The organism is Aquabacterium sp., assembly GCF_044226965.1.
Lineage (GTDB): Bacteria > Pseudomonadota > Gammaproteobacteria > Burkholderiales > Burkholderiaceae_C > Pseudaquabacterium.
The window spans coordinates 57,816-80,525 of sequence record NZ_JBGAGA010000001.1 but is presented as its reverse complement, the minus strand read 5'-3'; the positions used below and the strand labels follow the sequence as shown (position 1 = coordinate 80,525).

Here is a 22,710-nt window from a genome sequence, read left to right as displayed (position 1 = left end):
CAGATCTGGTCGCCACGCGCCAGCACGTGGTCGTCGCCGTCGCCATCGCGCGTCAGCCAGACGCGGCCCCGCTGGATCGCCAGCCAGCCCGACTGGCGCGCCTGCAGGCGCAGGGCGCCGCCGAGGTGCAGCTGCCGCGGCTGGCGGTCCAGCACCTGCCAGGCGGACGACTGGGCGAGGCTGGATTGATGCAGGGACGTCATGTCATGCTCCTTGGTAGTTACCCGTAATGATCGGCATGATGACCTCCGAGGTCCAATGCAATCCAAGGCCTCGATTAATGCGCATCTGATATGAATATCCATCGCCAGCGTCCGCTCTCCCTCGATGGCCTGCGCGCCTTCGAGGCGGTGGCGCGGCGGCTTTCCTTCAGTGCCGCGGCTGAGGAGCTGTACCTGACGCAGTCGGCCGTCAGCCGGCAGATCAAGGCCCTGGAGGAGGAACTCGGCGCGACGCTGTTCAACCGCGGCACGCGGCGCGTCGAGCTGACGGCCGCCGGCGTGGCGCTGCTGCAGTCCGTGGCGCCGGCGCTGGAGCGCATCGACCGCACCGTGCGCCAGCTGCGCATTGCGCGCGGCCGGCAGCATGTGAATGTCTCGACCTTCGCATCGTTCGCGACGCTGTGGCTGATGCCCCGGCTGGCGCGTTTCCAGCAGCAGCACCCCGACATCGACATCCGCCTGTCGGCCACCGACAAGCTGATCGAGATGGACGACCCCGAGGTTGACCTGCTGCTGCGCTACGACTTCCGCCACAACGTGCCGGCCCATGCCGAGCCGATGTTCGGCGAACTGCTGTCGCCGATGACCAGCCCGTGGCTGGTGGCACAGGCGCAGAGCGGCGCCGCGCCGCCACTGCGCCAGGCGGCCGACCTCAGCGGACACGCGCTGCTGGAGGAAGACGACCATCGGCCCAGCGCGTTCTCGCTCAGCTGGCGGCGCTGGCTGCAGGTGCAGGGCCTGCCGCAGCTGGAGCCGCGACGCTGGATCTACCTCAACTACACGCACCAGCAGGTGCAGGGGGCGCTGGCAGGCCAGGGCATCGCGCTGGCCCGCATCCCGATGGTTCATGAACTGCTGGCCCGCGGCGAGCTGGTCGAGCCCTTCGGCCGTGAAGGCCGCCTGGCCGGCGATGCGGCCTACTGGCTGATCCTGCTGCCGCAGGCCCGGTTGCGCCCGGCGCTGCAGGCCTTTGCCGACTGGGTGCGCGCCGAAGCCGCGATCACCCGCGCCGCGATGGCGGCGGACCACAGTGCCTGAGCACGTGCAATGACGGCAGCGCATCGCTTTGATGCGCAACACTCACCCCACCGTCAAGGCGCTGCCTCTAGCATCGCGGCTCCCCGACATCCTCTCCACCGGAACCCCGCCATGCAGCTGTATATCGGCAACAAGAACTACTCGTCCTGGTCGATGCGCCCCTGGGTGCTGTTGCGACAGTTCGAGATCCCTTTCGACGAGGTGATGCTGCGCTTCGACGGCTTTGAAGCCGAATCTCGCTTCAAGCAGCAGATCACGCGCCTGTCACCCACCGGACGTGTGCCCTTGCTGCTGGACGAGGGCCTGGCGGTGTGGGACACGCTGGCGATTGCCGAGTACCTGGCCGAGAAGTACGCCGACCGACCGCTCTGGCCGCGTCCCGTGGCGCAGCGGGCGCGGGCCCGCAGCCTGTGCGCCGAGATGCATGCCGGCTTCGGTGACCTGCGCAAGCACTGCCCGATGAACATTGAAGCCTCCTTGCCCGAGGTCGGCGCCCGGCTCATCGCCGAGCAGCCCGCCGTGCGCGCGGACCTCGCGCGCATCGTCGCGATGTGGCTCGAGGCGCTGGCGAATTCGGGCGGGCCCTTCCTCTTTGGGGAGTTCTCGGTGGCAGACGCCTACTACGCGCCCGTGGTGATGCGCCTGCGCACCTACGCCCTGCCGGTGCCCGAGGCAGTGCGCGCCTACATGGACCGTGTCGTCGCCAGTGCCGGCGTCGCGGCCTGGGTGCACGAGGCCCTGGCCGAGCAGGAATTCCTTGCCTTCGAGGAGCCGTACCGCAGCGCGCGCGACTGACCTTGCGCTTCGCGGGCGCGCCCGCATCGGTCATCGCAATCGCCGGCCCTGCGTTAGAGTTTGTTTGCGGACACTTCGCTCCGCAAGATGCTCCCGATGCCCGGTCCCCTCCCCTCGCGCCCGTCCTGGTGGCGCCCCCTGCTGTGCGGCCTGTGGGCCCTGTCGCTCGCCGTACCGCTGCTCGCCCAGCCGCTGACGGGTGACAACCTCGTCGTCGAGGCCCGCGAAGCCGCGCGCAAGCGCGACCGCAATCGCCTGGCGGCGGCACGCGCCGCGGTGCAGGCCGCGCAGCATCCGCTGGCGCCCTGGGTCGAGTACTGGGACCTGAGCAGCCGCCTCAACGAGGCCAAGGTCGAGGAGGTGGAGGCCTTCTACAGCCGCTGGGCCGGCAGCTATGTCGAAGACCGGCTGCGCAACGACTGGCTGCTGGAACTCGGCCGCCGCCGCGACTGGGTCAACCTGGCGCGCGACTACCCGCGCTTCCGCATGAACGACGACCGCGAGGTCAGCTGCTGGTGGCTGCTGACCGAGCACCTCGCCGGGCGCGACGTGCGCGAAGCGGCGCGCCAGGCCTGGTTCGCGCAGCGCGACCTGGACGATGGCTGCAACATGCTGGCCACCGCGATGGTCGACAGCAAGCGCTTCGGCGCCGAGGACGTCTGGCGCAAGGCTCGACTGGCGGTCGAGGCCAATCGCCTGGCATCGGCCAAGGCCGCACTGGGCCTGCTCGGCAACACGCTCGAACGCACGGCCGGCGAGGCGCTGGACAACCCGTTGCGCTTCCTGAAACGCGAGAGTGCCAGCGCCCCCACGCAACGGCAGGAACTGCGCCTGCTGGCAGTGATGCGGCTTGCGGCCGGCGACCTCGACCAGGCCGCCACCCTGCTGGAAGAACGCCGCCATCTGCTGTCGCCCGTCCAGGCCGCCTGGGCCTGGGCCTACATCGGGCGGCAGGCGGCCATCAAGCTGTCCACCGACGCGCCCGGCCTCTACCGGCGGGCGCTCGACCTGGCCGGGCGCGACAACCATCCGGCCTGGAGCGACGAGACCTTGCTGTGGGGTGCGCGTACCGCGCTGCGGGCCGTGCCGCCGCGCGAGCGCTGGCCGTTGCTGCTGCGCCTGGTGGCCCTGATGAGCCCGGCGCAGCAGGCCGATGCCACCTGGGTGTACTGGAAGGCCCGGGCGCTGCAGGCCACCGCCCGCGAGGGCACCGAGGGCGACGCCCAGCGCGCCGAGGCCCGCCGCCTGCTGGAGGGGCTGGCCGGTGGCCTGCACTTCTATGCCCAGTTGGCCAGCGAAGACCTGGGCCTGCCGCCGACCCTGCCGCCAACCCCCCTGCCGACCACCCCCGCCGAACGCGACGCCGCCCGCGCGACCCCCGGGCTGGCCCGCGCGCTGAAACTGGCTGAACTGGGCCTGCGCGACGAAGCCCGGCGCGAGTGGAACTTCACGCTGCGCGGCATGGGCGACCGCGAGCTGCTGGCCGCCGCGCGCTGGGCCTGCGACACCGGCGACTGGCAGCTGTGCATCAACACCAGCGACCGCACGCGCAGCGAGGTCGATGTCGCCACCCGCTACCCGATGCCCTTCGCCAACGAAATCCAGGGTGCCGCGACGGCTGCGGGGCTGGAGCCGGCCTTCGTCTTCGGTCTGATCCGCCAGGAGACCCGCTTCATGGCCACCCTGCAGTCCAGCGCCGGCGCGCGCGGGCTGATGCAGCTGATGCCGGCCACCGCGCGCTGGGTGGCGAAGAAGGTCGGGCTGGACTTCAACCCGGCGCGTGCCGACCAGATCTACGACCCGGCGACGAACCTGAAGCTCGGCACCAGCTACCTGAGGATGGTGCTGGACGACCTCTCCGGCTCGCAGGCCATGGCCGCCGCGGCCTACAACGCCGGCCCCGGCCGGCCCCGCCGCTGGCGCGAAGGGCCGGTGCTCGAACCGGCCATCTGGGCCGAGAACATCCCGTTCAACGAAACGCGGGACTACGTGAAGAAGGTGCTCAGCAACGCCAGCATCTATGCCGCGCTGCTGAGCCGCCAGCCGCCGGTGCTGAAGGCCCGGCTCGGCTCGCCGATCGGCCCGCGCGACGCCAGCGCACCGGTCAACGGCGAGCTGCCCTAGTCCACGAAAAGAGCGGCCACCGCATGAAGCGCTACATCGTCGGCGGTGCGGTGCGCGACCGGCTGCTGGGGCGACCGGTGAACGACCGCGACTGGGTCGTCGTCGGCAGCACACCCGAGGCGATGCTGGCCGCCGGCTACACCCCGGTGGGCCGCGACTTCCCGGTCTTCCTGCACCCGCAGACGCACGAGGAACATGCGCTGGCCCGCACCGAGCGCAAGTCCGGTCGCGGCTACCACGGCTTCGTGTTCCAGGCCGCGCCGGACGTGACGATCGAGCAGGACCTGGCGCGCCGCGACCTGACGATCAACGCCATCGCCGAAGACCCCGACACCGGCGCCTTGATCGACCCCTTCCACGGCCAGGCCGACCTGCAGCGGCGCGTGCTGCGGCATGTGTCCGATGCCTTCGTCGAAGATCCGGTGCGGCTGCTGCGCATCGCCCGCTTTGCCGCGCGCTTCGCCGACTTTGCCGTCGCGCCGGAGACCATGGCCCTGATGCGGCGCATCGTCGCGGCCGGCGAGGTGGATGCGCTGGTGCCCGAGCGGGTGTGGCAGGAACTCTCGCGCGGGCTGATGGAAGCGCGGCCCGACCGCATGCTGACGGTGCTGCGCGACAGCGGTGCCCTGGCGCGGCTGCTGCCCGAGGTCGACCGCCTGTGGGGCGTGCCGCAGCCGGCCGCGCACCACCCTGAGATCGACACCGGCCTGCACCTGCTGATGGTGCTGCAGGCCTGTGCGCGGCTGCAGGCGCCGCTGACGGTGCGCTATGCCTGCCTGTGCCACGACCTCGGCAAGGGCACGACGCCACCCCAGGAATGGCCGCGCCACATCGCCCACGAGGCGCGCAGCGTCAAGCTGGCGAACGCGGTCAGTGACCGCTGGCGCGTGCCGGCCGATTGCCGCGAGCTGGCCGAGCTGGCCGCGCGCGAGCACGGCAACATCCACCGCAGCGGCGCGCTCGACGCCGCCGCGCTGGTGCGCCTGTTCGAGCGCTGCGATGCCTGGCGCCGCCCGCAGCGCTTTGGCGAGCTGCTGCAGGCCTGCGAGTGCGACGCGCGCGGCCGGCTCGGCCTGGAAGAGCGGCCCTACCTGCCGCGGCCACGCCTGCAGCAGGCGCTGGAGGCCGCGCTGGCGGCCGACGTGGCCGCTGCCGCGGCGGCGGCGGTCGCCGCCGGCCACCGCGGCCCGGCCATCGGCAAGGCGGTGCAACAGGCGCGCGAGCAGGCGCTGCGCGACCTGGGCCTGGCCACGTAATTCAGGCGCTGGCGCCGGCTCAGACCAGGTGCCCGATCAGCAGGCCCAGCAGGCTGAGCAGCAGGCTGGAGGCGATCGGCAGGTACCAGACGCGGCCGCGCCAGCGCAGCTCGAAGTCGCCCGGCAGGCGACCCAGGCCGATGCGCTGCAGCCAGCCGCGCAGGCCACTGAAGACCAGCGAGGCGAGCAGAAAGACGATCAGCCAGCGCAGCATGGGGCGGCTGGCCTCACAGGCGGTGCATGCGGTCGCCCTGCACGAAGCCCAGCGGCTCGAAGCCCTGGCCCGGCGCGGCAAAGCCGATCACCTTGAAGAGCTCGCCCATCTCGTGTTCGGTGACGAGCTTCTGCGCCATCGCCCGCCCGCGCACGTCGGCCGCTTCCAGCATCGCCAACAGCCCGCAGTTGAAGAGGAAATGCGCCTGGGTGGTGTAGCCGATCACCTCCAGCCCAGCCGCCTGCCCGGCGAGGGCGATGCCGGTGAAGTTGACGTGCGCGGTGATGTCCTTGAGCCCGACGTCCTGCAGCGGCTCGCTGTCGGCCCGGTGGGCACGGTGGCACATCAGCGTGCCGCCGCGGCGTTGCGGGTGGTAGTACTCGGCCTCCGGGAAGCCGTAGTCGATGAAGAACGCGGCACCGCGGCGCAGGCGCTGCGCCAGCGTGGTGACGAAGGCCTCGGCCTGGGCGTGGATCTCGGTCACCGTGCCGGGCGCGAAGCCCGCGTCCACCGGGGGCTTCAGCGCGGTCGGCGCGTCGCGCCAGCCCAGCCCGTCGCCTGCGGCCACCACGCCGCGCTCCAGCCACTGCGCGCCATCCCAGTGCAGCAGTTGCACCGGCATGGCATCGAGCACCTCGTTGCCCAGCACCACCGCCTCGATCGTCTCGGGCCATCGGTCGAGCCAGCACACGCGCTCGCCGAAGCGTGCCAGCCGCTGCTGCTGGCGCGCACGCAGCACGCCGGAGAGGTCGACGATCTCATAGCGGTGCAGCGTGTCGCCCAGCGCCTCGAGCACTTGCTCGGCCAGCGCTCCGGAACCGGCGCCGAACTCCATCACCGTCGTGGTGCCGGTGACCTGCAGCGCCTGCCGCAGCTGCGCTGCGAGTGCGCGGCCGAACAGCGGCGAGAGCTCGGGCGCCGTGACGAAATCGCTGCCCGACTGCGGCATCGCGCCGAATTTCGGCGCCGTGTTCGCGTAGTAGCCCAGGCCCGGCTGGTACAGCGCCAGCGCCATGAAGCGGTCGAAGGGCAGCCACCCACCCGCCTCGGCGATGGCCTGGCGCAGCAAGGCCATCAGGCGGGTCGATACACTGTCGGGTTCGCTCGACGCATCCATCCCGGCATTGTAGGAAGCCATGTCCACGCCCCCTTCCCGCCCCCTCGTGCTGGTCACCGGCGCGGCCCGGCGCATCGGCCGCGAGATTGCGCTGGACCTGGCCGCCCATGGCTGGGACCTGGCGCTGCACTGCCGCCACTCGCGCGCCGACGCCGAGGCCACCGCCGAGGCCGTGCGCGGCTGCGGTGCACGGGCCGAGGTCTTCGAAGCCGACCTCGCCGACCCCGCCGCCTGCGAAGCGCTGCTGCCCGCGGTGCTGCTGCGCTGCGGCCGGCTCGATGCGGTGGTGAACAACGCCTCGCTGTTCGAGTACGACGACGTCGCCAGCTTCACCGTGGGCCAGATGGAGCGCCACTGGCGCGCCAACACCGCGCCGGCCATCGTGCTGGCGCGGGCGCTGCACGAGCACCTGGCCGAGCGCGGCGCGCGCGGCTGCGTGGTCAACCTGCTCGACCAGAAGCTCGCGAACCCGAACCCCGACTACCTGTCGTACACGCTGTCCAAGGCCGCGCTGCAGGCCGCCACCGTGATGCTGGCGCAAGCCTTGGCGCCGGTGCTGCGCGTCTGCGCCATCTCGCCGGGTGTCACCTTGCTGTCGGGCAGCATGTCGGCCGACGAGTTCGCGCGCTCGCACCGCATGACGCCGCTGGAGCGCTCGTCGACCCCTGCGGACATCGCGCACGCGGTCCGCTACCTGCTCGAATCGCCGGCCGTCACCGGCAGCACCTTGCTGGTCGACGGCGGCCAGCACCTGCTGCCTCAGCCGCGCGACGTGCAATTCCTTGCGAAGGACCGCTGATGCACAGCCTGCTCACCAACCCCACCTTGATGGACTGCCGCCGCCTCTTCCTGCGCAACTACGAGGTGTGGATCAACATCGGCGTGCACGACTTCGAGAAGAAGGGCGAACAGCGCGTGCTGATCAACGTCGATCTTTACGTGCCCTTGGCCCTGTCAACGCCGCAGCGCGATCAGTTGCACGAGGTCCTCGACTACGATTTCATCCGCCGTTCGATCGCGGCACGGGTGTCGCAAGGTCACATCCACCTGCAGGAAACACTGGCCGACGATGTGCTCAAGCTGATGCTTGCCCACCCCCAGGTGCGCGCGGCGCGCGTCTCGACGGAGAAGCCGGACGTGTACCCCGATTGCGAGGCCGTGGGTTGTGAGGTGTTTGGCCTGAAGGAGCCCCAATGAACACGGTGGTGGACGCCGGCCTGGCCGAGCCGGGCAACAGCGAGGACAAGGCCGCCCGCAAGCAGGCCTTCGAGTTGAACAAGCTCAGCAAGCGACTGCATCGCCAGGTGGGCCAGGCCATCACCGACTTCAACATGATCGGCGAGGGCGACAAGGTGATGGTGTGCCTCTCGGGCGGCAAGGACAGCCACGGCCTGCTCGACATCCTGCTGAGCCTGCGCGAGCGCGCGCCGGTGCGCTTCGACGTCATCGCGGTCAACCTCGACCAGAAGCAGCCCGGGTTTCCCGAGCATGTGCTGCCCGAGTACCTGAAGGGCCGCGGGATCCCGTTCCACATCGAGGAGCAGGACACCTACTCGATCGTCAAGCGCCTGGTGCCCGAGGGCAAGACGCTGTGCTCGCTGTGTTCGCGCCTGCGCCGCGGCATCCTGTACCGCGTGGCCAGCGAACTGGGCGCGACCAAGATCGCGCTCGGCCACCACCGCGACGACATCGTCGTGACGCTGCTGATGAACATGTTCTTCGGCGGCAAGATGAAGGGCATGCCGGCCAAGCTGGTCAGCGACGACGGCCGCCACACGGTGATCCGGCCGCTGGCCTACGTGGCCGAAGCCGACCTCGCGCGCTGGGCCGAGCACCGGCAGTTCCCGATCATCCCGTGCACGCTGTGCGGCAGCCAGGATAACCTGCAACGTGTGCAGATCAAGCAGATGATCCACGCCTGGGAGAAGCAGTACCCGGGCCGCATCGACAACATGTTCCGCGCGATGGGTCAGATCGTGCCCTCGCACATGATGGACCGGAACCTGTTCCCGTTCACGACGATCACACCGACCGGCGTGGCCGACCCCGCCGGCGACAAGGCCTTCGACGACGATGACGAGTGCGGCACGCCCCCGGCGGGTGAAGCGGTGCTGCGCTTCCAGTCCGACCTGGCGACCCTTTCGACATGAGGAGCCACTCATGATCCAGCGACGTTCGCTCAACACCCTGCTGGCCCTGGCCGGGCTGGGCACGCTGGCCGGCCTGGCCGGCTGCGCGGCGATGAACCAGCTCACGGCCGACGTGTCCACCTACGGCGACTGGCCCGCGGGCCGCAAGCCGGCCAGCTATGCCTTCGAGCGCCTGCCCTCGCAGCAGGCGCGCGCCGAGGACCAGCAGAAGCTCGAGGACGCCGCCCGCCCCGCGCTGCAGAAGGCCGGCTTCACGCCGGCGGCGACGGGCGCCGAGCCGGATGTGCTGGTGCAGGTCGGCGCCCGTGTCTCGCGCGCCGACCGTTCGCCCTGGGATGACCCGCTGTGGTGGTCGGGCGGCTTCGGCTACTGGCACCGCGGGCCCTGGCGCGGCCCGTACTGGGGCGCCTCGGCCCGATTCGACTACTCGCCGCGCTATGACCGCGAGGTGGCGCTGCTGGTGCGCGATCGCGCCAGCGGCAAGCCGCTGTACGAGGCGCGCGCCAGCAGCGAAGGTCTGCAAAGCAGCGCCGAGCCCTTCCTGCGCCCGCTGTTCGATGCGGCGATGGTCGACTTCCCGGCTACCGGCGTGAATCCGCGCCGTGTCACGGTGCCACTGCCGGCCTCGTGACGGCTGCGGCGGGCGTGGCGGCCAGCGCCCGCGCGTCTTCGGTCCAGCCCTTGAGCTTGTTGAGCGCATGCTGGCGCTGCGCGGGCCGCGTGCTGTTGTGGAACTGCGCGGTCAGGGCGCAGTTGGCGTCGAACAGGCGTTGCCGGTACTGCCGGTAATCAGCCCTCGGCGACTGGGTGGCCTGGGCCGAGAAGGCCCGCAAGGCCGCTTCGAACGAAGCCGTGTCGGCCTTGGCCGCGATCAGCTGGCGCAGCGTGCGAAGGATGTCGCGCTGCCGTGCGCGCCGCTCGTCGGCCCAGCGTTGCGGGTCGAACGGTGAGCTGGCCAAGCCGGCGGCCAGCAGCGCACGCTGGTCGTCTTCGACCGAACCGTAGATCGACTCGGCCCGATCGACGGTGCGCTTGAGCGCCGCCTCGGCCCGATCGGACGCATCGGGCTGCAGGTAGTCGCGCGCCATCTCGTAGTTGTCGCGCTCGAAGCGTTTCTCGAGGTGGTCGATCTGCGCCAGGCTGAAGCCGCGCACGATCTCGGCCATCGCCGGCACCGCGTGCTCGTAGGCCAGCTCGAGCCGGCGCTGCAACTCGTCGGCCATGCTGCACACCTGGGCCGGCGTCACGCGGTCCTGCGCCATTGCCTGCAGGCGCACCAGCAGCTGGGCATAGTCAGGCAACTGCGTGGCACGGTGCCAGGCCATGTAGTCCTCGAGCGCAGCCTTCACGCGGGGCGTCTGTTCGCCGCTGAAGTCCACGTAGCCGTCCAGCCACCAGTAGGCCAGCAACGGAGCCTGCCCATACGTGAAACGTACCGCGCTGCAGCCCGACAGCAGGACCAAGGGCAGCAGCAGCGTCGCGATAATCCGGCGTCCCATCCGCATAGAAGTCCACTTCATGGCACTCGACATCGTGATCATGGCTGCCGGCAAGGGTACCCGGATGAAATCCCGGCTGCCGAAGGTGTTGCATCGCCTCGCGGGCAAGCCCTTGCTGCAACATGTGATGGACATGACCGGCGACCTGGGACGTGCCCGCACCATCGTGATCACCGGCCATGGCGCGGAGCAGGTGGAGCAGGCCATCGCCGGCAGTGGCGCCATCGCCGTGCGACAGGAGCCGCAGCTGGGCACCGGCCATGCGGTGCAGCAGGCCGTGCCGCAGCTCACCGGTACGCCGGACGACCGCGCCGGCATCACGCTGATCCTGAACGGCGACGTGCCGCTGATCGAGGCCACCACGGCGCGGGCATTGGTCGAGGCCTGTGCCGGGCGCCAGCTGGCGCTGCTGACGATCGAGCTCGAAGACCCCAGCGGCTACGGTCGCATCCTGCGCTCGGGCGATGCGCACGGCGGCCGCGTGCTCGGCATCGTCGAGCACAAGGACGCGAGCCCGGCGCAGCGCCAGATCCGCGAGATCTACACCGGCATGATGGCCGCGCCCACCGCGCTGCTCAAGCGCTGGGTGATGGCGCTGACCAACCAGAACGCGCAGGGCGAGTACTACCTGACCGACATCGTCGCGATGGCGGTCGAGCAAGGCGTCCCGGTGGTGGCCACGCATGCGCGCAGCGAGACCGAGGTGCTGGGCGTCAACAGCCCGGCGCAGCTGGCCGAGCTGGAGCGCCGCCTGCAGCGACGCCAGGCCGAGGCGCTGATGGAGGCCGGCGTGCGCCTGGCCGACCCCGACCGCTTCGACCTGCGCGGCGAACTGCTGCCGGGCCAGGATGTCGAGATCGACGTCGGCTGCATCTTCGAAGGCCAGGTCGTCGTCGGTGACAACGTGCGCATCGGCGCGCACTGCGTGATCCGCGATGCCGAGATCGCCGCCGGCGCGGTGATCCACCCGTTCACCCACATCGAAGGCGCGAAGGTCGGCACCGGCGCGCTGATCGGACCCTATGCGCGCCTGCGGCCCGGTGCCGAGCTGGGCGACGAGGTGCACATCGGCAACTTCGTCGAGGTGAAGAATTCGACGCTGGCCAGGGGCGCGAAGGCCAACCATCTCGCCTACCTTGGCGACAGCACGGTGGGCGAGCGCGTGAACTACGGCGCCGGCAGCATCACCGCCAACTACGACGGCGCCAACAAGCACCGCACGGTCATCGGCAACGACGTGCACGTGGGCTCCAACTGCGTGCTGATCGCGCCGGTGACGATCGGCGAAGGCGGCACCATCGGCGGCGGCAGCACGATCAGCCGCGACACGCCGGCCCATCAGTTGACGGTGGCGCGCGCGCGGCAGGTCAGCCTGGCGGGCTGGCAGCGGCCGAAGAAGGCGCCGAAGTAGACCTGCTCAGGCCGGTGGCCGGAAGGCTCGCCGCGCCTGCGCCACCTGCGCCCGCACCACGCAATCGTCCGCGTGGTCGTTGACCAGGCCCATCGCCTGCATGAACGCATAGACCGTGGTCGGCCCGACGAAGGCCCAGCCACGCTGCTTCAATGCCTTGGACAGGGCCTGCGACTCGGCACTGGTCGAGGCCGACGAGGGCCCGGTTGCCGTCGCCTCATAACGCCAGAAAAACGCGGCCAGCGAACCCGCCTCCTCCTTCAGCACCAGGGCCCGCTGCGCGTTGTTGATCGTCGCCTCGATCTTGCCGCGATGCCGCACGATGCCGGCGTCGCCAAGCAGGCGCTCGACATCGCGCTGGGTGAAGCGGGCGACGCGCGTGAAGTCGAACTCGGCGAAGGCGGCACGGAAGTTCTCGCGCTTGGCCAGGATCGTGCGCCAGCTCAGGCCGGACTGGAAGCCTTCGAGGCACAGCTTCTCGAACAGGCGACGGTCGTCGGACACCGGAAAGCCCCACTCGCCGTCGTGGTAGCCCAGGAACTCCGGCGCCGTCGCGCACCAGCGGCAGCGTGGCAGGCCATCGGGGCCGGGGATCGTCGTGCTCATCCAGCTAACCCTGATGTTGCGCGGCCATCTGTTCCGCCGTTTGCGCGGCCAGGCACAGGTCGGCCCAGGCGCGCGCCTTGTCCACCGGGTTGCGCAACAGGTAGGCCGGGTGGTAAGTGACGATCAGGGGTCGGCCGCGCCACTGGTGCACGCGGCCGCGCAGGCGGCCCACCGGCTCGGTGCTGTCCAGCAGCGACTGGATCGCGAAGCGCCCCATCGCCAGGATCACGCGCGGCTGGACCAGCTCGACCTGGCGCTCGAGGAAGGGCTGGCACTTCAGCAGTTCGTCGGGCTCGGGATTGCGATTGCGCGGCGGCCGACACTTCAGCGTGTTGGCGATGAACACCTGGCGCGCCGGCTCGGCCGGCTCGCGGGTGAGGCCCAGTGCCAGCAGCATGCGGTCGAGCAGCCGGCCGGCGGCGCCGACGAAAGGTTCGCCCTGGAGGTCCTCCTGCTCGCCCGGCGCCTCGCCGACGATCATCCAGTGCGCCGACTCATGACCGACGCCGAACACCGTCTGCTTGCGGCTTTCGCATAAGCCGCAGGCGCGGCACGCGGCCACGGCCGCGCGCAGCTCCGGCCAGCCGAGGCCGGCGACCGGACTGGCGCGTGGGGCCTCCGGCGCCGGGGCCTGTGCCGGGGCCGGGGCCGGGCCCGGCGCGGGCAGCGGCGGTGACCCTGCGGGCGGCGGGACCCGAGCGATCACCGGCTCGGGCGCGGCGGCCTCGCCTGGCGCCCAGACCCGCAGCCCCATCTCGCGCAGCATGCCCTGCTGGCGTTCAGTCCAGCGCATGCGGCGGCGCTCCTTGTGCGTCCAGCGCCAGGCTCATCACCACCGCGTCCTCGCGTCGACCCTGCGGACCCGGGTAGTAGGCCTTGCGCACGCTGACATGCGTGAAGCCGAACGCTTCGTACAACTGGCGCGCGGCCAGGTTGCCCTGGCGCACCTCCAGCCACAGCTTGCGGTCGCCGCGCTGGCGAGCCTGCTCGGCCAGGCGTGCCAGCATTGCCCGCGCGTGGCCCTGGCGCAGGTGCCCCGGCGCGACGGTGATGTTCAGCAGGTGCATCTCTTCGAATCCGGCCATGGCGACGCAGTAGCCCAGGCACTGGCCCTGCGCATCGAGCCGCACCTCGGCCAGGTAGCCGGCGGCCAGCGAATCGATGAAGTTGCCACGGCTCCACGGAAAGCTGTAGCTCCCGACCTCGATCGCCAGCACCTCGTCGAGGTCCTGCACCGTCATCGGGCGTTGCCAAGGCAGGCCCGGCTGCAGCAGCGCGTTCATGCCGCGGCGGCTTTCTGCGCTGCGCGCTCGGCCGTCGTCAACGCCACCTTGTCGCGCAGGTACAGCGGCAGCGCCTGCGCGGGGTCGAGTTGCGCGCGCTGTGACCAGGCCTCGCGCGCCAGGCGGGCCAGCGCGGCGGCGCGGTCGTGTTCCCGCGCGAAGGCCTGCGCGCTGCCGAATGGCAGGCGCGCGCCGAAGGCCGAGATCGCCGAGCCCGCCACGCGAACCGGCGGCTGCAACCGCCAGCGCTCGGCCAATGCCGGCAAGGTGTACAGGGCCGGTGCCACCTGCCGTTGCCAGACGGCCGCTCGACGCCCATACGCGGCGGCGTAAACCTCGTCCATGCGCGCATCCATCGCCACCCAGTGCAGCAGCGCCGCATCGTCGGCCAGCGGCTGCTGCGCCTGGGCATCGTCGGCCACGAGCAGCAGGCTGTCGATCGCCAGCACCGGCCGGTCGATGCCGAAGGCCAGGCCCTGCGCCACGGCGCAGGCGGTGCGCAGGCCGGTGAAGGCGCCGGGCCCCTGGCCAAAGGCAATGGCGTCGAGCTGCCGCATCTCGACATCGGCATCGGCCAGCAGGGACAGCACCGCCGGGATCAACTGGGCCGAGGCCGCCGCGCCGCCCGGCATCAACCGTGTCTGCACGCCGCCGGGCACGATCAGCGCCAGGGCCATCGTCTCGGTCGCGGTATCGAGGGCGAGCAGGGTCGGTTCCATCGCGGGCGGGCCAGTGTAGCCGTGCCATCATGCCGCGATGAGCCTGCTGCCGCGCCCTGCCTTCATCGCCTCGTCGCTTCTCGTGCTGGCCGCGGCGGCGCGCGCGGCGGGTGCCCCGCTGCCGGCCGACGTGCGCAGCGCGCTCGGCCATGCGCAGGTGCCGGTCGAAGCGGCGGGCATCGTCGTGCAGGAAGTCGGTGCCACGGCGCCGATGTTGAGCTGGCAGCCGCAGCGGCCACTGAACCCGGCCTCGTTGTTCAAGCTGGCCACCACCTACGCGGCACTGGACCTGCTGGGGCCGGCCTACAGCTGGCACACGCCGGTGTGGCTGAGGGGCAGCGTGCACGATGGCGTGCTCGAGGGCGACCTGGTGATCAAGGGCCAGGGCGACCCGAAGCTAGTGCCCGAGCGCCTGTGGCTCCTGCTGCACCGCGTGCAGCAGATGGGCGTGCGCGAGATCCGCGGCGACATCGTGCTCGACCGCAGCGCCTTCCAGGTGCCGGACAGCTCGCCGGCCGAGTTCGACGGCGAGCCGCTGCGGCCCTACAACGTGAAGCCCGATGCGCTGCTGCTGGCCTACAAGGCCATCGTCTACACCTTCACGCCCGACCCGGCGCGCGGCGTCGCGCGCGTCAGCGCCGAGCCGGTGCTGCAGGGTCTGCAGATCGACGCGCAGGTGCCGCTGCAGCCCGGCCCCTGCGACGACTGGCGCGGTGCGCTCAAGGCCAGCCCCGCGGACCCCGATCGCATGCGCTTCGCCGGCGGCTACCCCACGACCTGCGGCGAACGCAGCTGGCCGCTGGCCTATGCCGACCCGGCCACCTACAACGCGCGGCTGCTGCAGGCCCTGTGGCGCGACCTAGGCGGCAAAATGAGCGGCAGCGTGAAGGACGGGGCGGCGCCGGCCGCGCCGCCGAGTTTCGAGGCCAGCTCGCCTTCGCTGGCCGAGCTGATCCGCGACATCAACAAGTTCAGCAACAACCCGATGGCGCAGCAGCTGTTCCTGACGCTCGGGTTGACGCAGCGCGGCAGCGGCACGCCGGCCGCTGCGCGGCAGGTGCTGCAGGAGTGGCTGCAGCAGCAACTGGGCCCTCAGGCCGAGGGCCTGGTGGTCGACAACGGTTCAGGCCTTTCGCGCGAGACCCGCATCAGCGCCGCTGCGCTGGCGCAATTGCTGCAATCGGCCTGGCGCAGCCCGGTGATGCCCGAACTGCTGGCCTCGCTGCCGGTGGCGGGGCTGGACGGCACCGCGCGCCGCGCCAAGGGCGGCGCCGGCCGCGCGCACCTGAAGACCGGCTCGCTGAAGGACGTGGTCGGCATCGCCGGCGTGGTGCTGGGCCCCAACGGCCGGCGCCGCGTGGTGGTGATGCTGGTCAACCACCCGCGCGCAGAGGCGGCCCGGCCCGCGCTCGATGCGCTGGTGCAGTGGGCCGGCAGTGCCAGTGCCGGCGCCGAGGGGCCTCAGAACCGGTAGGACACGCCGGCGGAATACACCAGCGGCCGGAAGTCGATCGTCGTCTGCAGCACGGTGCTGCCGGCGGCCACCAGATCGCTCTTCACCTTCAGCGCCGCGATGCTCGCGAAGAAGCCCCACTGCTTGTTGAAGGAGTAGTCGATGCCGGCCTGCACTGCCAGGCCGGTCGAGTCGCTCATCTGCACGTCGGTGGCCAGCGACGACTTGATGCCGACGAACTTGGTGTAGTTGACGCCGATACCGACGTAGGGCCTCAGCGCATCGCCCGGCTGGCCGAAGTGGTAGTTCAGCAGCAGGGTCGGCGCGACATTCTTGGCCTCCAGCACCTCGCCCAGGAAGGCCACGCTGCCACTGGCGCGCGACTTGATCTTCGGCGGCACGCCCACCACGAGCTCGAGGCCGAGGTTCGGCGTGAACAGGCGCTCGTAGGTGAAGATCACGGTCGTCGCGTCGCCGACCTCTGCGTCCGCACCGGCGGGCACGCCGATGCCGCGGATGCCGGTGGTTCGCGCATGCGTGTCGTAGCGGGTCACGCCGAACTTCGCGACGTTCTCTTGGGCCTGCGCCAGCGTGCAGCCACCGGCCAGTGCGAGCAGTGCCGCCAGACCCGGAAGGTTCTTCATCATCGTTGTCTCCTCGTTGCCTGGGGCCTGATCACAGCCAGCCGAAGCTCTGCAGCCTGGCATAGAACGCATCGCTCAGCGCCTTGTGGCCGCCGGTGGTGGGATGCACGCTGTCGGCGAACGCCCAGGTGATGGCATCCGCGCCGGCCCGCATGCCGTTGTAGGGCACGCCGGGCGTGGCGTTGCAGAACAGCGACGAGCCGCTGGTCTCCTGGCCGCCGGTGATCAGCTTGATCTTGTCGGCATCGCAGGCCGGCGTGGTGTTGTTGACGATGCCGAACTTCGCGGGGTTCTGGTAGACGTCCTTGAGGATCGCGAAGGTGTCGATGACCTGCACCGGCTGGTTGGCCAGGCCGTCGCGCAGCCAGAGGTTGAAGATCAGCGAAAGGTCAGTCAGCACGGGCCGGGCCGATGCCGGCACGGAATTGCCGAAAGGCGTGTCGGCGATGTCGTTGAGCCCCATCACCGCCACATACTTGCCGCCCTTGGCGAGGATCTGCTCCCGGATGTAGCGCGCCAGGTCCTGTGCGGCCTTCTTCATCTCGGCCTGGGCGGCGGTCTGCGCATTGAACAGCTGCAGTTGCGCCTGGTCGGCCGTGATCTTGCCGGTGGCCGCATCGGTCTGGATCTTGGTGGCGGCGGCCGCGAAGGCACCGAACTGCAGCAGCGCATCGTTGCTGCCGCTCCACAGCAGGATCAGGTCGCTGTCCTTGAAGCTGCCGAAGCGTGCCAGGTGGTTGGCGATCTGCGTCACCGCCGGCACCGTCAAGGCCCCGCCGCTGTGGCCGATGCCGTTCGGATCGGTCACCCGGGCACCGCCCTGGCCATAGCCGGTGCAGGTCGCCGCGAGCGCGGCGTTCACCGCCGCCGCGGGGCACTTGACCGATTGCCCGGCGAAGCCCATCTCGGCCGGCGTGACGGTGAGGCCCATCTTCGCGGCCAGGTTCTCGACCCAGATCGTGCCCACCGAACCATTGTTGGTGGTGAACTTGCCGCCCAGATACGGGGCCTGGCCATTGCCGGCCAGCGACGTGATCGGCGCATAGGTCCCCAGGTCGCTCAGGCTGTCGCCGAAGGTCACCAGCGCCTTGAAACTGCCTTTGGTCGTCGGGGCGCCGGCGGTCGGGCTTTCGCCCGGCACGTTGGGATCGCCACCACCGCAAGCGGCCAGGAACGCTGCCGTCAGCAGCGACAGGCCCAATGCCCGCATCGTCTTCATGCTGTCCCCTCTGGCGGGCGAGCGGCCCGCGACTGTCGTCAATAAACGAACGATCGTTCGCTTTTCCGCAGAGGACTATACGGGCCGTGTCTTCGGAGCCTGGCTCGGGCTTTCCCGCAAAGGGAGCGGCCGTACGGAAGAGTGGGGACTCTAATCGGTGACGGGTCGGCGGATCAGAACGGGTTGTTCAGCGCCCGCGACAAGGCCTGCGAGCCGATGCGCGACTGCAGCGAAGGCGTCAGATGCCGGTCGTCAGCCCACATGTAGCTGTCCACGGAGGCGCCCGAGACGATGTCGGCCGTGGCCGAGGTGCAATTGGGCAGCGCCACCAGGCACACCGCGTCGGTGACGTTGGAGTAGCCGAACGACCCCGGGAAGCGGGCGATCGACTGCGTCGTATCGTCGGCCAGCACCAGGCCGTAGTTGCGGCCGTCGTACTTGGTCTGGTCGATGGTCGTGCGCAGCGTCGCATTGAAGTCGTAGCTCAGGCTCGACAGTTGCGCGGCGTAGCCCGGCGAGTTCTTGTTCACCGTGATCGCATAGGGGCTCAGGCCCATGTCGGGGATCGTGGACACCAGCGCCTTCGCGCCGGCCCCGAGGATGGCATTGATGCGCTCGGCCAGGTGGGCCCCGCGACGCTTGGCCTCGGCCGAGGCATCCGCCGCGCTCATGCCGCCGTTGCGGACGCGATCGGCCAGCTCGATGACGTCGTTGGCGCCGATCATCACCGTCACCAGGTCGTTGGACTTGAAGCCGTCGCCTGCCGACAGCTGCTCGGCAATCTGCTGCGCCATGCCCAGCGTGGGGTCGTCGACCTTGGCGCCGACCTTGGCGCGCATGAAGGCCTTGGGTGTCGCGGCCGCCTTGTTGCATTCGGCGAACACGAAGCCGTAATGATCGGACACCACCTGCACCCAGTTCTGCAGCAGCGTGCAATCACGCGCGCTGTTGGTGTCCAGGCCATTGACGCTGTACTTGCGGCCGTTGTTGGCGCCGTCGTTGACGATGACGCTGGTCTCGTCGCCGAAGGCAATCACGCGTCCCGGCTTGAACGGATCCACCTGCGAGGTGCCGCCGCCACAGGCCGCGACGAGCCCGGCCACCACCAGCGCCAGGGCCGCACCGCAAAGGGCGCCGTGTCGGCGCAGTCGATTCGAGACCATCATCACTTTCGTACTCTCAAGCTGCGGCGGCGCGTCGCAAGCGGTCGCGCACGCCTTCCCATTCGGCGGTATCGGGCGGCTGCTCGATCCAGATTTCGCGCACGCCGGCGGCATCCAGTTCACGCAGCACGGCGAACAGTTCGTGCGCGACGGCGGCCGCCTGCTCGGGTTGCCGGCGCCACTGCACCCCGGCAGGACCTGCCGGGCAGGAGCGGGAATATACCGCCACGGTGTTGGCGGACATGTCCGGCGCGTGAAGCGCCGCGGCCAGCGGTGCCGGCTCGAACAGCCGCACGCGCGCACGCGGCGCGTAGTGCGATGCCATGTCGCCCGAACTGCGCGGGGCGGCAGCATCGCGTTCCAGCAGCGGCTCGCCCAGCGCGGCCTCGATCTGCGCTCGCGTCAGCACGCCCGGGCGCAACAGGACCGGCCGGCCCCTCGAGCAATCGACGATCGTCGATTCGATGCCCAGCGGGCAGGCGCCACCATCCAGCACCAGCAGCTCGTCGCCAAATTCGGCGGCGACATGCGCGGCCCGCGTCGGACTCACCCGGCCAAAGCGGTTAGCGCTCGGCGCCGCAACGCCGGCCACCCCGAGCGCCGCGGCCGCGCGCAGCAGCGCGCGCGCCACCGGGTGGGCAGGGCAGCGCAGTCCGATGGTCGGCAGGCCGCCCGAGGCCGCTTCGGCAACCCCGACGCGACGCGGCACGATCAGCGTGACCGGGCCAGGCCAGAAGGCCGCGGCCAGGCGATCGGCGGCGGGCGGCCATTGCGCCGCAAAGGCCTGCGCATCGGCGACATCCTGGACATGGACGATCAGCGGGTGGTCCACCGGCCGACCCTTGGCGGCGAAGATGCCGGCCACGGCGTCGTCGACGTCAGCCCGCGCACCGAGGCCATAGACGGTCTCGGTCGGCAACGCGACCAGGCCGCCAGCCGCCAGCCGCTGCGCCGCCTGGCGCAGCGCCACCGGGTCGTCACCCGCCAGGATCGGCATGCCGGCAGTTCCTCGGCAGCCCGTCAGAACGGCGCGATGCCGAGCACCGCGGCGGCCTGCAACGCGACGCTGCGCGCCTGCGCCGCGTCGGCCGCGGTGATCGTCAGGTGGCCCATCTTGCGGCCACGCCGGGCCTCGGCCTTGCCATACAGGTGCAGGTGCACGCCGGGCAACGCGAGCAGGCGGTCCCAGGGCGGTGTGCGCGGCGTCTCGTCGCCGTCGGCGAACCACAGGTCGCCCAGCAGGTTGAGCATCACCGCGGGTGAATGCAGCCGCGGCTGTGGCAACGGCAGGCCGGCCAGCGCGCGCACCTGCAGTTCGAACTGGCTCAGGTCGCAGGCATCGATCGAATAGTGGCCGGAGTTGTGCGGACGCGGCGCCATCTCGTTGGCCACCAGGCGGCCATCGGCCAGCACGAAGAACTCGACGCACAACACGCCGACGTAGCCCATGGCAGCAGCGACGTCGCCGGCCGCCGCGCGCGCCTGCGCCTGCAGCGCGGCATCGGCCTGCGGTGCCGGCACCTCCGTGACGGCGAGGATGCCCTCGCGGTGCAGGTTCTGCTGCACCGGCAGGGTGACCACCGTGCCGTCGGCGCCGCGCGCGACGATCACGCTCAGCTCCAACGCCAGCGGCAGCATCTGCTCCAGCACGCAGGGCACGCCGCCCAGTTCGTGCCAGGCGGCCGCCAGCGCCTGTGCATCGGCCACCCGGCGCTGGCCCTTGCCGTCGTAGCCCATGCGCGCCGTCTTCAGGATACCCGGCAGCAACGAGGCCGGCACCGTGGTCAGTTGCCCGGCCGAGTCGATCACCGCATGCGGCGCACAGGGCACCCCGCAGCGGACGAACTGCGCCTTCTCGGCCGCGCGATCCTGGCAGATTGCCACGGCATCGGCCGCCGGCGCCACCGGGCGAAGCACCGCCAGACGGCGCAAGGCCTCTGCCGGCACGTTCTCGAACTCGGTGGTGATGGCGTCGCAGCGGGCCGCCAGTTCGGCCAGCCCGGCCGCGTCCAGGTAGCCGGCACGTACCTGGTGCTGCGCCACCTGGCCGGCCGGCGAAGACGCATCGGGATCCAGCACCGCGGCGCCATAGCCCAGCGACTGCGCGGCGTGCACGAACATGCGACCCAGTTGGCCGCCGCCCATCACGCCCAGCGTCGCGCCGGGCAGCAACACGTCTCGGCTCATTTGAGGTCCGCGCTCATCGCGCGCGCGGCCTCGGTCTGGCGCGCACGGAAGGCTTCCAGCTTCGCTCGCAGCGCCGCGTCGCCGGTGGCCAGCATCGCGACCGCGAACAGCGCGGCGTTGGCGGCGCCTGCCGTGCCGATCGCGAAGGTCGCCACCGGGATGCCCTTGGGCATTTGAACGATCGAGTGCAGGGAGTCCACGCCGCTCAGATGGCGACTGGCCACCGGCACCCCGAGCACCGGCACCGTGGTCTTGGCTGCCAGCATGCCCGGCAGGTGGGCTGCGCCCCCGGCGCCGGCAATGATGGCCTTCAACCCGCGGCCGGCCGCCGCCTCGGCATAGGCGAACATGTCGTCCGGCATGCGATGGGCCGAGACCACGCGGCACTCATGCGGCACGCCAAACTCGGCGAGAATCTGCGCCGCCTGCTGCAAGGTTTCCCAGTCGCTGGACGACCCCATCAGGACGCCGACCAGCACGCCGCCCGCGGGCTCGGGCTGTGCAACGCCGGGCTGCGATTCGACCTGGGACTTGGCACTGCTTTGCAAGACGCGCTCCGCCAACGGTGGGCAAAGCCTTGGATTGTAGGCGGCCGCCCTCACATGCCTCCCCTCACGCTCACTTCCGACCATGAACGACATCACTCTGCAGAACTTCGAGGCCGAGCTGATCCAGGCATCGATGCAGCAGCCGGTGCTGCTGGACATCTGGGCGCCCTGGTGCGGCCCCTGCCGCACGCTCGGGCCCATCCTCGAAAAGGTCGAGAAGGCCTACGGCGGCCGCTTCAAGCTGGCCAAGCTCAACAGTGACGACCAGCCCGAGATCGCCGGCCAGCTGAGCCAGGCGTTCGGTGTGCGCTCGATCCCGTTCTGCGTGCTGTTCGACAAGGGGCAGCCGGTCGACGGCTTCGTCGGCGCGCTGCCCGAAGCCCAGGTGCGCGAATTCCTCGATCGCCATGTGCCCAGTGCCGAAGCGCTCGAAGCCGAGGCCGAGACCGAACAGGCCGAGGCCCTGGAAGCCAGCGGCGACAGCGCTGCCGCGCTGGCCAGGTTGCAGCAGGCCGTCGCGATCGATCCGGGGAACGACGTGGCGCGATTCGACTACGTCAAGCTGCTGCTCGAAGGCGGCCGGGTCGCCGAGGCCCGGCAGGCCTTCCAGCCGGTGGCCAGCAAGGCCTTGCATGACGCGCGCCTGGCCGCGCTAAGCCACTGGCTGGCGGCATGCGAGAAGGCGCCGACCGCGCGTTCGCCCGAGGCCCTGGCGGCAGCCATCGAGGCCAACCGCCGCGACTTCGATGCACGCTTCGAACTGGCGCAGACCCTGTTCGCCGCCAGCCGCTTCACGGATGCGATGGAGGCGCTGCTCGAGATCGTGATGCGCGACAAGGAGTGGAATGGCCAGCTCGCACGCAAGACCTATGTCGCGATCCTCGAACTGATGAGCAAGCCCGCTCCCAAAGTGACGGCCGAGCAGGCCAAGGGCACGCTGGAGGTGACGGGCAAGCAGCAGTCCACCGCCGGCGACCCCGTGATCGACCAGTACCGCCGCAAGCTCAGCATGGCGCTTTTCTGAGCCCGGGCCGCCGGGCGCCCCGGCCCCGGGGGCCGGCCC

Annotated in this window: 24 protein-coding genes and 1 pseudogene; 11 read left to right on the top strand and 14 right to left on the bottom strand. The window is 70.7% G+C overall.

The genetic code is table 11. The features are described 5' to 3' along the window. Window positions 1-23 precede the first annotated feature (23 nt). Window positions 24-203 (bottom strand): annotated as a pseudogene (locus ACILR4_RS00410) (DUF2917 domain-containing protein); the annotation flags it as partial. A 90-nt stretch (window positions 204-293) separates the two neighbouring features. Here ACILR4_RS00410 and ACILR4_RS00405 point away from each other — a divergent pair. The 4 genes from ACILR4_RS00405 (at window position 294) to ACILR4_RS00390 (ending at window position 5,434) form a co-directional block, all read left to right on the top strand. Continuing rightward, window positions 294-1,259, top strand: coding sequence for a LysR family transcriptional regulator (locus ACILR4_RS00405; RefSeq protein ID WP_395698822.1), 966 nt, complete (start codon window positions 294-296; stop codon window positions 1,257-1,259). Between the two features lie 111 nt (window positions 1,260-1,370). Continuing rightward, window positions 1,371-2,054, top strand: a complete 684-nt coding sequence (locus ACILR4_RS00400) for a glutathione S-transferase family protein (RefSeq protein ID WP_395698821.1) — start codon at window positions 1,371-1,373, stop codon at window positions 2,052-2,054. Window positions 2,055-2,150: 96 nt separating this feature from the next. Continuing rightward, the gene (locus ACILR4_RS00395; protein ID WP_395698820.1) at window positions 2,151-4,178 is read left to right on the top strand and encodes a transglycosylase SLT domain-containing protein; all 2,028 of its coding nucleotides are present in this window, start codon (window positions 2,151-2,153) and stop codon (window positions 4,176-4,178) included. 23 nt (window positions 4,179-4,201) lie between these two features. Further along, window positions 4,202-5,434, top strand: a complete 1,233-nt coding sequence (locus tag ACILR4_RS00390) for a multifunctional CCA addition/repair protein (protein WP_395698819.1) — start codon at window positions 4,202-4,204, stop codon at window positions 5,432-5,434. Between the two features lie 19 nt (window positions 5,435-5,453). On the opposite strand, the gene ACILR4_RS00385 is transcribed toward ACILR4_RS00390, so the two are convergent. Both ACILR4_RS00385 and ACILR4_RS00380 read right to left on the bottom strand, forming a co-directional pair. Beyond that, window positions 5,454-5,648, bottom strand: coding sequence for a DUF2905 family protein (locus ACILR4_RS00385; RefSeq protein ID WP_395698818.1), 195 nt, complete (start codon window positions 5,646-5,648; stop codon window positions 5,454-5,456). Between the two features lie 13 nt (window positions 5,649-5,661). Continuing rightward, window positions 5,662-6,765, bottom strand: a complete 1,104-nt coding sequence (locus tag ACILR4_RS00380) for a class I SAM-dependent methyltransferase (RefSeq protein WP_395698817.1) — start codon at window positions 6,763-6,765, stop codon at window positions 5,662-5,664. Window positions 6,766-6,784: 19 nt separating this feature from the next. Between ACILR4_RS00380 and ACILR4_RS00375 the strand changes: the two genes are divergently transcribed. The 4 genes from ACILR4_RS00375 to ACILR4_RS00360 are packed head-to-tail and all read left to right on the top strand — an operon-like array spanning window position 6,785 to window position 9,546. Next, window positions 6,785-7,564: an SDR family oxidoreductase gene (locus ACILR4_RS00375; protein WP_395698816.1), complete on the top strand. Its 780-nt coding sequence runs from the start codon at window positions 6,785-6,787 to the stop codon at window positions 7,562-7,564. Then, on the top strand, window positions 7,564-7,962 hold the full coding sequence (locus ACILR4_RS00370) for a dihydroneopterin aldolase (RefSeq protein WP_395698815.1): 399 nt from the start codon (window positions 7,564-7,566) through the stop codon (window positions 7,960-7,962). The genes ACILR4_RS00375 and ACILR4_RS00370 overlap by 1 nt, the downstream gene beginning before the upstream one ends. Further along, entirely contained in the window at window positions 7,959-8,915 is a 957-nt protein-coding gene (gene ttcA / locus ACILR4_RS00365; RefSeq protein WP_395698814.1) for a tRNA 2-thiocytidine(32) synthetase TtcA, read from the top strand. Before ACILR4_RS00370 ends, ttcA begins: the two co-directional genes overlap by 4 nt. 10 nt (window positions 8,916-8,925) lie before the next feature. Continuing rightward, complete coding sequence (locus ACILR4_RS00360; RefSeq protein ID WP_395698813.1) at window positions 8,926-9,546, top strand: DUF4136 domain-containing protein; 621 nt, start codon at window positions 8,926-8,928, stop codon at window positions 9,544-9,546. On the opposite strand, the gene ACILR4_RS00355 is transcribed toward ACILR4_RS00360, so the two are convergent. Continuing rightward, entirely contained in the window at window positions 9,521-10,435 is a 915-nt protein-coding gene (locus ACILR4_RS00355; RefSeq protein ID WP_395698812.1) for a DUF6279 family lipoprotein, read from the bottom strand. The two genes, ACILR4_RS00360 and ACILR4_RS00355, sit on opposite strands and share 26 nt — an antisense overlap. Between ACILR4_RS00355 and glmU the strand changes: the two genes are divergently transcribed. Further along, window positions 10,434-11,825: a bifunctional UDP-N-acetylglucosamine diphosphorylase/glucosamine-1-phosphate N-acetyltransferase GlmU gene (gene glmU, locus ACILR4_RS00350; RefSeq protein WP_395698811.1), complete on the top strand. Its 1,392-nt coding sequence runs from the start codon at window positions 10,434-10,436 to the stop codon at window positions 11,823-11,825. The two genes, ACILR4_RS00355 and glmU, sit on opposite strands and share 2 nt — an antisense overlap. A 6-nt stretch (window positions 11,826-11,831) precedes the next feature. Here glmU and ACILR4_RS00345 read toward each other — a convergent pair whose 3' ends face one another. Genes ACILR4_RS00345 through tsaB form a run of 4 tightly spaced genes read right to left on the bottom strand, consistent with a single transcriptional unit; the run spans window position 11,832 to window position 14,433 of the window. Next, on the bottom strand, window positions 11,832-12,431 hold the full coding sequence (locus ACILR4_RS00345) for a DNA-3-methyladenine glycosylase I (RefSeq protein WP_395698810.1): 600 nt from the start codon (window positions 12,429-12,431) through the stop codon (window positions 11,832-11,834). Between the two features lie 4 nt (window positions 12,432-12,435). Beyond that, window positions 12,436-13,224, bottom strand: coding sequence for a uracil-DNA glycosylase (locus ACILR4_RS00340; protein WP_395698809.1), 789 nt, complete (start codon window positions 13,222-13,224; stop codon window positions 12,436-12,438). Continuing rightward, a complete protein-coding gene (gene rimI / locus ACILR4_RS00335; RefSeq protein ID WP_395698808.1) occupies window positions 13,211-13,714 on the bottom strand; it encodes a ribosomal protein S18-alanine N-acetyltransferase in 504 nt (167 codons plus the stop codon). The genes ACILR4_RS00340 and rimI overlap by 14 nt, the downstream gene beginning before the upstream one ends. Beyond that, the gene (gene tsaB, locus ACILR4_RS00330; RefSeq protein WP_395698807.1) at window positions 13,711-14,433 is read right to left on the bottom strand and encodes a tRNA (adenosine(37)-N6)-threonylcarbamoyltransferase complex dimerization subunit type 1 TsaB; all 723 of its coding nucleotides are present in this window, start codon (window positions 14,431-14,433) and stop codon (window positions 13,711-13,713) included. Before tsaB ends, rimI begins: the two co-directional genes overlap by 4 nt. A 37-nt stretch (window positions 14,434-14,470) precedes the next feature. On the opposite strand from tsaB, the gene dacB reads away from it, so the two are divergent. Then, the gene (gene dacB, locus ACILR4_RS00325) at window positions 14,471-15,907 is read left to right on the top strand and encodes a D-alanyl-D-alanine carboxypeptidase/D-alanyl-D-alanine-endopeptidase (protein WP_395698806.1); all 1,437 of its coding nucleotides are present in this window, start codon (window positions 14,471-14,473) and stop codon (window positions 15,905-15,907) included. Here the strand turns inward: dacB and ACILR4_RS00320 are convergent. The 6 genes from ACILR4_RS00320 to purE form a co-directional block, all read right to left on the bottom strand. After that, window positions 15,895-16,533, bottom strand: a complete 639-nt coding sequence (locus tag ACILR4_RS00320) for an OmpW family protein (protein WP_395698805.1) — start codon at window positions 16,531-16,533, stop codon at window positions 15,895-15,897. The genes dacB and ACILR4_RS00320 overlap by 13 nt on opposite strands. Before the next feature lie 28 nt (window positions 16,534-16,561). After that, window positions 16,562-17,749, bottom strand: coding sequence for an SGNH/GDSL hydrolase family protein (locus ACILR4_RS00315; RefSeq protein WP_395698804.1), 1,188 nt, complete (start codon window positions 17,747-17,749; stop codon window positions 16,562-16,564). 173 nt (window positions 17,750-17,922) lie between these two features. Further along, a complete protein-coding gene (locus ACILR4_RS00310; RefSeq protein WP_395698803.1) occupies window positions 17,923-18,915 on the bottom strand; it encodes an SGNH/GDSL hydrolase family protein in 993 nt (330 codons plus the stop codon). A gap of 13 nt (window positions 18,916-18,928) precedes the next feature. Beyond that, window positions 18,929-19,909 (bottom strand): L-threonylcarbamoyladenylate synthase, encoded by a 981-nt coding sequence (locus ACILR4_RS00305; protein WP_395698802.1) that lies wholly within the window; start codon window positions 19,907-19,909, stop codon window positions 18,929-18,931. Between the two features lie 23 nt (window positions 19,910-19,932). Beyond that, entirely contained in the window at window positions 19,933-21,099 is a 1,167-nt protein-coding gene (locus ACILR4_RS00300) for a 5-(carboxyamino)imidazole ribonucleotide synthase (protein ID WP_395698801.1), read from the bottom strand. Next, complete coding sequence (gene purE / locus ACILR4_RS00295; protein WP_395698944.1) at window positions 21,096-21,560, bottom strand: 5-(carboxyamino)imidazole ribonucleotide mutase; 465 nt, start codon at window positions 21,558-21,560, stop codon at window positions 21,096-21,098. Before purE ends, ACILR4_RS00300 begins: the two co-directional genes overlap by 4 nt. A gap of 169 nt (window positions 21,561-21,729) precedes the next feature. Between purE and ACILR4_RS00290 the strand changes: the two genes are divergently transcribed. Beyond that, a complete protein-coding gene (locus ACILR4_RS00290; protein WP_395698800.1) occupies window positions 21,730-22,671 on the top strand; it encodes a tetratricopeptide repeat protein in 942 nt (313 codons plus the stop codon). Window positions 22,672-22,710 lie beyond the last annotated feature (39 nt).

Coding starts and splice junctions, on each gene's coding strand:
- ACILR4_RS00305 (WP_395698802.1), bottom strand. CDS start 19,909: ATGCCGATCCTGGCGGGTGACGACCCGGTGGCGCTGCGCCAGGCGGCG.
- ACILR4_RS00380 (WP_395698817.1), bottom strand. CDS start 6,765: ATGGATGCGTCGAGCGAACCCGACAGTGTATCGACCCGCCTGATGGCC.
- ACILR4_RS00345 (WP_395698810.1), bottom strand. CDS start 12,431: ATGAGCACGACGATCCCCGGCCCCGATGGCCTGCCACGCTGCCGCTGG.
- ACILR4_RS00370 (WP_395698815.1), top strand. CDS start 7,564: ATGCACAGCCTGCTCACCAACCCCACCTTGATGGACTGCCGCCGCCTC.
- ACILR4_RS00315 (WP_395698804.1), bottom strand. CDS start 17,749: ATGAAGACGATGCGGGCATTGGGCCTGTCGCTGCTGACGGCAGCGTTC.
- glmU (WP_395698811.1), top strand. CDS start 10,434: ATGGCACTCGACATCGTGATCATGGCTGCCGGCAAGGGTACCCGGATG.
- ACILR4_RS00300 (WP_395698801.1), bottom strand. CDS start 21,099: ATGAGCCGAGACGTGTTGCTGCCCGGCGCGACGCTGGGCGTGATGGGC.
- ACILR4_RS00340 (WP_395698809.1), bottom strand. CDS start 13,224: ATGCGCTGGACTGAACGCCAGCAGGGCATGCTGCGCGAGATGGGGCTG.
- ACILR4_RS00395 (WP_395698820.1), top strand. CDS start 2,151: ATGCCCGGTCCCCTCCCCTCGCGCCCGTCCTGGTGGCGCCCCCTGCTG.
- ACILR4_RS00375 (WP_395698816.1), top strand. CDS start 6,785: ATGTCCACGCCCCCTTCCCGCCCCCTCGTGCTGGTCACCGGCGCGGCC.
- ttcA (WP_395698814.1), top strand. CDS start 7,959: ATGAACACGGTGGTGGACGCCGGCCTGGCCGAGCCGGGCAACAGCGAG.
- ACILR4_RS00390 (WP_395698819.1), top strand. CDS start 4,202: ATGAAGCGCTACATCGTCGGCGGTGCGGTGCGCGACCGGCTGCTGGGG.
- tsaB (WP_395698807.1), bottom strand. CDS start 14,433: ATGGAACCGACCCTGCTCGCCCTCGATACCGCGACCGAGACGATGGCC.
- ACILR4_RS00320 (WP_395698805.1), bottom strand. CDS start 16,533: ATGATGAAGAACCTTCCGGGTCTGGCGGCACTGCTCGCACTGGCCGGT.
- ACILR4_RS00290 (WP_395698800.1), top strand. CDS start 21,730: ATGAACGACATCACTCTGCAGAACTTCGAGGCCGAGCTGATCCAGGCA.
- ACILR4_RS00405 (WP_395698822.1), top strand. CDS start 294: ATGAATATCCATCGCCAGCGTCCGCTCTCCCTCGATGGCCTGCGCGCC.
- ACILR4_RS00400 (WP_395698821.1), top strand. CDS start 1,371: ATGCAGCTGTATATCGGCAACAAGAACTACTCGTCCTGGTCGATGCGC.
- ACILR4_RS00310 (WP_395698803.1), bottom strand. CDS start 18,915: ATGATGGTCTCGAATCGACTGCGCCGACACGGCGCCCTTTGCGGTGCG.
- rimI (WP_395698808.1), bottom strand. CDS start 13,714: ATGAACGCGCTGCTGCAGCCGGGCCTGCCTTGGCAACGCCCGATGACG.
- ACILR4_RS00355 (WP_395698812.1), bottom strand. CDS start 10,435: ATGAAGTGGACTTCTATGCGGATGGGACGCCGGATTATCGCGACGCTG.
- ACILR4_RS00360 (WP_395698813.1), top strand. CDS start 8,926: ATGATCCAGCGACGTTCGCTCAACACCCTGCTGGCCCTGGCCGGGCTG.
- purE (WP_395698944.1), bottom strand. CDS start 21,560: ATGGGGTCGTCCAGCGACTGGGAAACCTTGCAGCAGGCGGCGCAGATT.
- ACILR4_RS00385 (WP_395698818.1), bottom strand. CDS start 5,648: ATGCTGCGCTGGCTGATCGTCTTTCTGCTCGCCTCGCTGGTCTTCAGT.
- dacB (WP_395698806.1), top strand. CDS start 14,471: ATGAGCCTGCTGCCGCGCCCTGCCTTCATCGCCTCGTCGCTTCTCGTG.